This window comes from Phytoactinopolyspora endophytica (assembly GCF_004138495.1).
Classification (GTDB): domain Bacteria; phylum Actinomycetota; class Actinomycetes; order Jiangellales; family Jiangellaceae; genus Phytoactinopolyspora; species Phytoactinopolyspora endophytica.
Genome location: NZ_ML142872.1, coordinates 77,022 through 82,076 on the forward strand (window position 1 = coordinate 77,022; position 5,055 = coordinate 82,076).

The window sequence follows — 5,055 nt, forward strand, 5'->3', positions numbered from 1 at the left end:
GCAGCGCAGCCATGTGCGGTAGCACCGTACGGGTCCCCAGGCTGCATCCGCCCGCGTATGGGAGCTTGAACCGGTCCTCGCGGTGAAGTAGCGGGCCGAGGAACATGATGACGCTGCGCGTGCGCCGCGCGGCATCGACGTTCATGGCATCGAGGTCGAGCCGTTCCGGCGGTACGATCTCGAGGTCCCGGCCACCCAGCCAGCGGGTCTTGATGCCGATGCTCTCGAGTACCTCAAGGATCCGGTTGACCTCCTCTATCCGGGCGACGCCCCGCAGGACCGTCCGGCCCTTGTTGAGCAGGCTCGCGCAGAGCAGGGCAACGGTGGCGTTCTTGCTGGACTTGACTGTGATGCTGCCGGAGAGTTGCTGGCCGCCTGTCACCCGCAGATGGGAGGGCTCGGGCTGGCCCACGGTGACGATCTCGCTGTCGAGGGCCTCACCGATCCGGGCGATCATCTCGAGACTGAGGTTCTGGTGTCCCTTCTCTATCCGATTGACGGCACTCTGGCTTGTACCGAGCTGGTCTGCGAGCTGGTTCTGGGTCCAGCCGTGGTGGAGTCGTGAGTCACGTATCAAGGAGCCGATTCGGCGTAGGTAGTCATCTGCCACGAGCCGAAACCCTATCTCACATATGAGTTACCACCGCACATTGGATCTTTGGCGAGTCGTGGCAAGTCGACTCTGAGCAGGTATTTCACCGTTGGCCATCGATGGCTGTTTGGGACTGTGGCGGGCTGTCTCACGGGATGGCGTCAAACAGACGATCTTGAAGCCTACCGAGCATCCGAATGTCTCGGCCCAGTGGTTGCCGTCTGGCATCGGTGCGCGCTTGGTGAGACTCGGTCAGCTGACCTCGAGGTGGGTCTGGCGGATAATCAGCTCCCGCGCCGGCTTCATCCTTCACACGACAACGGAAGCTGTTGAGTTAAAGCTCTGGCCCTTCGATCAGCGTTCCGGTGGCGTACATTCGATGCGACGATCCGATGCGGGGCCAACATGTGGTCAGCGTGATACGCCGATCTGTGGGTTCAACGTCTGGCCCTTCGCCCGGCACTGGGTCAACCACCCACGTGTCGTCGATGTTGATCTTGTTGCCGTCAGGATCACCGCTGGGTGCGTCGTCGAGTTCGTAGATAAAGGTTCCATTGGGGGAAATGATCTCTATTCGGTCGCCGACCCTGAGTTCAGGGAAGTCCTCGAACACCCAGCCATGTCCCGAGCGATGCGCGGCGACCGCGAAGTTCCCCAGTTCACCTGGGTCGACACTGTCGGTGTAGTGGCCTGGACCGTTCTTCAGATCGTCTTCCTCGGTGCCTTGCACAACTACGTATCCGTCGTCTCCGCCCCAATCATCTCCGAACCGTGGGATCTTGATGATCGCGTACGCCTCGCCGAGCTCGATGTCTTCGGTCTCAGGCTGCTGGCCGTCGGCTGACTGTTCCTCGTGTCCCCAGTTCTGCGTGTCCTGAGCAAGGTCGTTCTGTGCACGAGCGGTCTGAAGCCCGGTTCCCCACAACGTGTACACCACGAAGAGCAACACGACGGCTCCAGCCGTCAGCATCAGTTCGCCTACGCCACCGGCGACGATCGATGTGGCACTACGACCCGAAGACTTCTTACGTGGCGCTCGCCGACGTCCCCTTTGTGCATGTCGCGGCATACCCCGAAGTGTAGGCACACTTGCCGCAAATGATCACCCGTCGTTTGGGTTGTCATGCCAAAGCGCCGACACGTCCCGCGGGGCGAAGGCGCGTGTCACGTAGGCCCGACGCGCGCGGCGAACCTATCTCAGATATGAGTTACCACTGGAACGGCACTCCGATCTTTCCGGATTTGTCGGCGTGTGACACGCGTTTCTGATGATGCGAGGGAGTACGGTGGCCCGCATGGCCTCTGTCCGTCACCGCCGTCGTCTCGCCGTTGTCCGTGTGCTGGCCGTTGTCACCCCGGTGCTGGCCGCTGCATTGGCAGCGGTCGCCCTCGTGGTGGGTGGCGCCTGGCCGATGATCGCCGCCGTGGCGGGTGGTGTCGTCTCTGTCGTGCTCGGCGTGTTGGTCTTCCGCCTCGAACGGCAGTTGCGAGTGGAGGTGGCCACGGTCCGTGCGGATCAGGCTGCCGAGTATTCCGAGGTGCACGCTCGCTATTCCGACGAGCATCGGCAGTTCACCGATCACATGGTCGGGCTGCTGGACGTCGCCGGCGAGCGCATCGACTCCATCCGGAAACAGGCGAACGAGCTCGAGGTTGAGCTCACGTACTCGCGCAATGCCCGGCAGGGAGCATCGACGCCTAGTGACCAGCTGGCCCGTCGAGCAGAAGCCGAGTGGAACGACCTATGGCCTGATCTGTCGGATGCTCCCACCGTCGTGGACCTGGTCGCATGGGAAGACAAGAATCGTGACCTGTTGCCAGAGGCCTCGGACAACTCGGTCGCCTACGACCCGCCGGAGGAGCGGACCGCGTAGGGAAATGCGTAGGCGCGTAGCGCCCGGCGGGAAGCTGAGTACATCTAGAGGTCGCTGACCGTGATCAGATCGACCTGGCTGGGATCGATCGCCTTATTGTCCGCCTCCACCGAACGGCGCAGCGCCGCGTGCAACGTCGACGGCGTCAGAACGCCGAGGTAACGGTCGTCGTCATCGAGCACGGCGATCCAGCCCGCATTCCACTGAAGCATCTCCGCGAACGCGACCTTGAGGCTGTTGTCCAGCGCTACCCAGGCTTCCATGCGCCGGGCATGGTCACGGACAGCACTGTCCCGCGCGGTCATGTCTTGTCCGATCCATCCGGCAAGGCCTCCGTCGCCGTTGAGGACGACGGCCCACCGTGAGTCCCCCATTGCCGCCTGAGCCGCGACCACGGAGTCGTCCTCTCGGACGACCGGTGGATGCTCGAGAACTGCTTCGGTCACCGGCGTCACCGACAGCCGCTTGAGGCCGCGGTCGAACCCGACGAAGTCAGCGACGAACGGGGTGGCGGGAGCACCGAGAATGGCCGCCGGGGAGTCGAACTGCTCCAGCTTGCCGCCTTGGGCGAAGACCGCGATCCGGTCGCCCAGTCGGACGGCCTCCTCGATATCGTGCGTCACGAACAGGATGGTCTTGCGTACATCGTCCTGCAGCCTGAGGAACTCATCCTGTAGCTGGGACCGGACGACGGGGTCGACTGCGCTGAACGGCTCGTCCATCAGCAGCACCGGCGGATCCACGGCCAGTGCCCGAGCCACTCCGACGCGTTGTCGCTGGCCGCCGGAGAGCTCGTGCGGGTATCTGCCGGCATATATGCCGGGCTCGAGGCCGACGAGCTCCAGGAGCTCACGGGCCCGCTGACGGCGGCGCGCCTTCGGCCATCCGCTCAGTTCCGGCACGACGGCGACGTTCTCTTCGATCGAACGGTGCGGGAACAGCCCCACGTTCTGGATGACATAGCCGATGCCTCTGCGGAGTTTCACCGGGTCGCTGTGGGTGACCTCGGCGCCGTCCACGAAGATCCGGCCGCCGGTGGGCTCGACCAACCGATTGACCATCTTCATGGTCGTGGTCTTGCCACAACCCGACGGCCCGACCAGCACAACGAGCTCGCCCTTGGCGACATCGAGGGAGAGCTCGTGTACGGCCACCGTTCCGTCTGGGTAGCGTTTCGACACGCGGTCGAGACGGATCATTGAGTCTTCGGTACTGTCGTGTGGATGGGACGTTCCCAGGCCGTTCATAGTGCCACCCTCCCCGAGAACTGCATGACGCGCAACGACTGGATCTGTCGCGAGTACGTCGAGTCGCGCTCCGACCTCATCGTTGACGCGCTCCGCGAACACGTGGTGATCACGGTCATGTCGGTGGCGATCGGCTTCGTCGTCTCGATACTCCTGGCGTTGACGATACGCCGGTGGCGGCGGCTGGCGGCGCCGATCTTCGGAACGTCCACCGTCCTGTACACGATTCCGTCGATCGCGATGTTCGCGCTACTGTTCACGGTCACTGGGCTGACGGTGACCACAGTGGTCATCGGTCTTGTGCTCTACTCGCTGACCATTCTGGTTCGGGGAATCCTGACCGGCTTGGACGGGGTCCCGGCCGACGTGCGAGAGGCAGCGGTTGGGATGGGCCACGACGGCGTCCGGCTACTGCTCAAGGTCGAGCTGCCGCTCGCGCTACCGACCATCTTCGCGGCGCTGCGAGTCACCGCGGTCTCCACCGTGGCGTTGACCACCCTGGGCGTTCTGGTCGGCCATGGCGGCCTCGGTCAGCTCATCTTCCAGGGGCTGCAGAGCAACTTCCGGGCAGAGGTGTTGACCGCATCGGTGCTGTGCGTGCTGCTCGCACTCGTCGCCGACCTGGTGCTGGTCGGGGCACAGCGGCTCGGCACGCCATGGCGCAGGACGGTGAGCTGAACGATGAACATCGACGACTTCATCGACGCGCTCCGGTGGCTGGGCGACGGCGAGAACTGGAGTGGCGCTGAAGGCGTGCCGACGCGGTTCGCCGAGCATATGTGGCTGACCGCCATATCATTGCTGATCGCGTGCGTCATCGCGATACCGGTCGGACTCTGGCTCGGCCACATCGGCCGCGGTGGGACGCTGGCGATCAACATCAGCAATGTCGGCCGTGCAGTCCCGACGTTCGCTGCGCTGGTACTACTGTCCATGACGCCGCTGGGGCTCTCGGACTGGTCCACCATCATCGCCCTCGTCGTGTTCGGCCTGCCGCCGCTGTTGACCAACACCTATGTCGGCATGCGCGAGGTGGACCGGGACGCCGTAGACGCGGCTCGTGGCATGGGCATGGACGCTGTTCAGGTGGTGCGCAAGGTAGAGCTCCCGCTGGCGGTTCCGCTCATCATGAACGGTGTCCGGCTGGCCGCCGTGCAGATCGTGGCAACGGCGACCATCGCCGCGCTGGTGGCCGGCGGCGGGCTCGGCCGGATCATCACCAGCGGGTTCGGCCGCGGCGACTATCCTCAGCTGATCGCGGGGGCGATCTTGGTGGCGGCGATGGCGCTGCTCGTCGAGGGCGTGATGGAGTGGGTTCAGCGTCGGGTGGACCCGCTTCGCC

6 protein-coding genes are annotated in these 5,055 nt (G+C 64.3%); 3 read left to right on the forward strand and 3 right to left on the reverse strand.

Features of this window, described 5'->3' with window-relative positions:
• Both ELR45_RS39780 and ELR45_RS30975 read right to left on the reverse strand, forming a co-directional pair.
• The coding region (locus tag ELR45_RS39780; protein WP_205857612.1) for a helix-turn-helix domain-containing protein at window positions 1-610 on the reverse strand (610 nt) is incomplete at its 3' end.
• A gap of 316 nt (window positions 611-926) precedes the next feature.
• Window positions 927-1,661 carry a class E sortase gene (locus tag ELR45_RS30975; protein ID WP_129669725.1) on the reverse strand — a complete coding sequence of 245 codons (735 nt, stop codon included), beginning with the start codon at window positions 1,659-1,661 and terminating at the stop codon, window positions 927-929.
• A 226-nt stretch (window positions 1,662-1,887) separates the two neighbouring features.
• Here ELR45_RS30975 and ELR45_RS30980 point away from each other — a divergent pair, with 226 nt between their 5' ends.
• Window positions 1,888-2,466: a hypothetical protein gene (locus ELR45_RS30980; protein ID WP_129669726.1), complete on the forward strand. Its 579-nt coding sequence runs from the start codon at window positions 1,888-1,890 to the stop codon at window positions 2,464-2,466.
• 44 nt (window positions 2,467-2,510) lie between these two features.
• On the opposite strand, the gene ELR45_RS30985 is transcribed toward ELR45_RS30980, so the two are convergent.
• On the reverse strand, window positions 2,511-3,665 hold the full coding sequence (locus ELR45_RS30985) for an ABC transporter ATP-binding protein (protein ID WP_129669727.1): 1,155 nt from the start codon (window positions 3,663-3,665) through the stop codon (window positions 2,511-2,513).
• 24 nt (window positions 3,666-3,689) lie between these two features.
• On the opposite strand from ELR45_RS30985, the gene ELR45_RS30990 reads away from it, so the two are divergent.
• Together ELR45_RS30990 and ELR45_RS30995 are read left to right on the forward strand one after the other, a co-directional pair.
• Window positions 3,690-4,391, forward strand: a complete 702-nt coding sequence (locus tag ELR45_RS30990; protein WP_129669728.1) for an ABC transporter permease — start codon at window positions 3,690-3,692, stop codon at window positions 4,389-4,391.
• Window positions 4,392-4,394: 3 nt separating this feature from the next.
• Window positions 4,395-5,055 (forward strand): ABC transporter permease (locus ELR45_RS30995; RefSeq protein ID WP_165368254.1); only part of this gene is annotated, 661 nt, incomplete at its 3' end.